This window comes from Iodobacter sp., assembly GCF_025352645.1.
Lineage (GTDB): Bacteria > Pseudomonadota > Gammaproteobacteria > Burkholderiales > Chitinibacteraceae > Iodobacter.
In genome coordinates, this window is record NZ_JANXSO010000055.1 from 1 (window position 1) to 3,385 (window position 3,385).

A 3,385-nucleotide genomic window follows, 5' to 3' on the forward strand; every position below is an offset into this window, starting at 1 on the left:
AAAAGACGATCGTGGCCAAGAAATCACCTTAGCCAAGCCCGCCCAGCGCATCATCAGCCTCGCCCCACACGCCACCGAAGACTTGTTTGCCATCGGCGCAGGCAAGCTGATTGTGGGCGCGGTGAATTACAGCGATTACCCGCCAGAAGCGAATAAAATTGAGCGCATTGGCGGCTATAACGGCTTTGATTTGGAACGCATCCGCGCCCTTAAGCCAGATTTAATCATTGCTTGGCAGAGCGGTAATCCCGCCAAACAGCTGGCGCAAATCGAAACACTAGGCCTGCCGGTTTTTTATACTTTTTCTAAAAAACTCGGCGATGTGCCAACGGTGCTAGAGCGTTTAGGCGTACTCACAGCCAAAGAGCCTGAAGCGCAGCTAGCGGCAAAAAAATACCGCGACAGCCTAGCTAGCTTAGAGAAAAAATACGCAGAAAAAAAACCAGTGCGCGTGTTCTATCAGGTATGGGACAGGCCGCTAATGACCATCAATCATGAGCAAATTATCTCTGATGCTATGCGTCTGTGTGGCGGAGTGAATGTGTTTGCCGACTTACCCGCCCTCGTTCCCACCATCGACGACGAAGCCGTACTCGCCGCCAATCCAGATGTGATCATCACCAGTGGCGAGCCAGGTGTGAAAGATAATTGGTTAAGCCGCTGGAAACGCTGGCCTAATCTGCAAGCCAGTAAAAACAAACAATTTCACGTCCTACCCAAAGATCTACTCAGCCGCATGGGCCCAAGGCTGGTAGAAGGCACAGCCAAACTTTGCGAAGCGATTGATAAAGCGCGTTAACACCTAAGCCAAACCCAAACCTTGAAACACGGAGTTAAGGAGAACACGGAGTTACACGGAGAAAAACAAAAACTCTAATAGTGGATCACGATAAAAAGTGCGTAATCCAGTACTGATGAGAAGGTCTAAAACCTAACATTTATGATCTTCTCCGTGAAACTCTGTGTCCTCCGTGTCCTCCGTGTTTCAAAATTTGGGTTTAATTATTTTCAGCAATTTAAGATTTGGTTTTTTAGGTAAAGTAATTATAAATATGAAGCATTCCCGCCTTACCCCCGCCAGGCTCACCCTTACACTGCTTGTGCTGAGCGGCCTGCTGCTGATTACCGTTGTTCTTAGTCTCTGTTTCGGTAGCACCAGCTATCGCCCTTGGCAATTACTAGGCAATGGGCCCGATGCCGCACTAGCCCGTGATGTGGTGCTCGAGCTGCGCCTGCCACGCACCTTGGCGGCCATTGCCGTTGGCGGTTTACTGGCCTTGGCCGGTGCATTACAGCAAGTTTTACTCAGAAATCCTCTTGCTGATCCTTACATCCTAGGCACCTCGGGTGGGGCAAGCGTCGGGGCTTTACTGGCGCTACTGTTAGGCGCAGGTGTGGCAGCCGTCAACCTGGCTGCCGGCTGTGGTGCTTTACTCAGCATTACGCTGGTGTTTATCTTGGCGCGCAAAGATCACTCCCGCAGTCAGGCACGATTACTTCTCACTGGAGTAGCGATTGCCTCTTTTTGTGGCGCACTTTCCAGCTTATTACTCAGCCTTGCTCCCGATGGTCTCTTACGCGGCATGGTGTTCTGGATGCTGGGCGATCTTGCCGGAGCGCGTTGGCAACTGGCATTAGCGCTGCTCTTGGCGCTACTTTTACTGGTTTGGCCGCTGGCACGACAGCTGAATGTGCTCAGCCAAGGGGCGCAAACCGCGCACGCGCTCGGTGCCAATACGCGTAAATTGCAATGGCTACTCTACTTTGTGGCCGCAGCGGCAACCGCCATCTCGGTGACCACGGCAGGCATGATCGGCTTTATCGGCCTGATCGTTCCACACGCCTTGCGGCTGGTTTTAGGCCACGATCAACGCCTACTCTTACCTGCCGTAGCCCTCACCGGCGGCACGGTTTTACTCGCTGCCGATATCGCTTCGCGCATTATTCTGGCCCCGCAGCAACTCCCCGTCGGAGTGATTACCGCGCTAGCCGGTGTGCCCATCTTTTTATGGCTGTTGCAACACCGAGGTGTCGCACGATGAGCCATTTATCACTGCACTCCTTAGCCATTCAACAGGGCGAGCGCCTGCTTTGCAAAGATCTAAATCTTGAAATCAGCAAGGGCGAAAGCTGGCTTATTCTAGGTGAAAACGGCTGCGGCAAAAGCACTCTGCTCGCCACCTTGGCGGCATGGCTCAAGCCTGCAGCAGGCAAGATCCAGCTCAAGCAACGGCCATTAAAAGAATGGGCGGGCCATGAGCGGGCCAAAGAAATTGCATGGCTTAGCCAGCAGGATGATTGCCCTTTTCCATTATCCGTCATCGAAAAAGTGCTCAGCGGCCGTCACCCCCATCAAGGGCCATGGGATTGGGAAAGCCAGGATGATCTACGCCTTGCCGATGAGCAATTAGCAAGACTCGATTTAAGCGATCTAAAACACCGCGACCTAGCCACGCTATCAGGCGGCGAGCGCCGCCGAGCCAGCCTTGCCGCGACGCTCGCTCAACAAGCCCCACTAATCTTGCTCGACGAGCCCTTGTCACAGCTCGATCTACGTCATCAACAACAGGCCCTTTCGGTACTGCGCGAAGAAAATCAAGCAGGCAGAACCCTGCTCATGGTCAGCCACGATCCAAACCACGCCCAGCAATGGGCAAGTCATGTACTGCTGATGTTTGGCGATGGACAATGGCTGGCAGGGCCGACACCAGAGATCATGAATAGCCAGAACCTCAGCGCGCTCTACCGCACCGAAATCCGCAGCGCCAGCATCGAAGGGCAAGAGTGGTTTATCCCGCTGCCCCGCTGAGAGTACAAACCCAAATCTTAAACCACGGAGGCCACTGAGAACACGGCGTTTCACGGAGAAAAGCAATTCATAACGGAGCTAAGGATTTGCTAGAAAATAATGTGTCTAGTGTCACCACAGTCATTCCCGAGTGTCTTTATCGAGAATCCAGCAGTGTCAATGGACTTCCATATCCAGAGTGATAAGCCCATTAACTGAAATCAGCCTCCCAAGGTTTTCTCAGTGTCCTGCTTTTAATCTCCGTGGTCTCTGTGTCTACAGATCTTAGGTTTGAGTATTTCTAACTCCCAATCTTGCACAAGGCAAACCCATGCCCACTCTTATGATTCAAGGCTGCACCTCTGATGCAGGCAAGACCACCATCGTTGCCGCGCTCTGCCGCATTCTCTTGCGCCGTGGCATTAAAGTCGCACCGTTTAAGCCACAAAATATGGCGCTCAATAGTGCAGTCACCAGCGATGCAGGCGAAATTGGCCGCGCCCAAGCCATGCAAGCCGTTGCAGCAGGCATTGCCCCCCATACCGATTTCAACCCCGTGCTCCTCAAGCCTTCCAGCGATTGCCGTGCCCAAGTCAT

4 protein-coding genes are annotated in these 3,385 nt (G+C 52.9%); all 4 read left to right on the plus strand.

All coding sequences use genetic code 11. The features are described from left to right. Positions 1-799, plus strand: a 799-nt coding sequence (locus Q0R17_RS07330) for a cobalamin-binding protein (protein ID WP_293933483.1), incomplete at its 5' end; no start/stop codon positions are given. A 253-nt stretch (positions 800-1,052) separates the two neighbouring features. Then, positions 1,053-2,042, plus strand: a complete 990-nt coding sequence (locus Q0R17_RS07335) for an iron ABC transporter permease (protein WP_293933485.1) — start codon at positions 1,053-1,055, stop codon at positions 2,040-2,042. Beyond that, on the plus strand, positions 2,039-2,809 hold the full coding sequence (locus tag Q0R17_RS07340) for an ABC transporter ATP-binding protein (protein ID WP_293933488.1): 771 nt from the start codon (positions 2,039-2,041) through the stop codon (positions 2,807-2,809). Before Q0R17_RS07335 ends, Q0R17_RS07340 begins: the two co-directional genes overlap by 4 nt. A 310-nt stretch (positions 2,810-3,119) precedes the next feature. Continuing rightward, on the plus strand, positions 3,120-3,385 hold a 266-nt coding region (locus tag Q0R17_RS07345), incomplete at its 3' end, for an AAA family ATPase (RefSeq protein ID WP_293933491.1).

What these genes read in the sequence shown, in the direction of transcription:
- Q0R17_RS07335 (WP_293933485.1), top strand. Translation starts at nt 1,053, where the DNA reads ATGAAGCATTCCCGCCTTACCCCCGCCAGGCTCACCCTTACACTGCTT.
- Q0R17_RS07340 (WP_293933488.1), top strand. Translation starts at nt 2,039, where the DNA reads ATGAGCCATTTATCACTGCACTCCTTAGCCATTCAACAGGGCGAGCGC.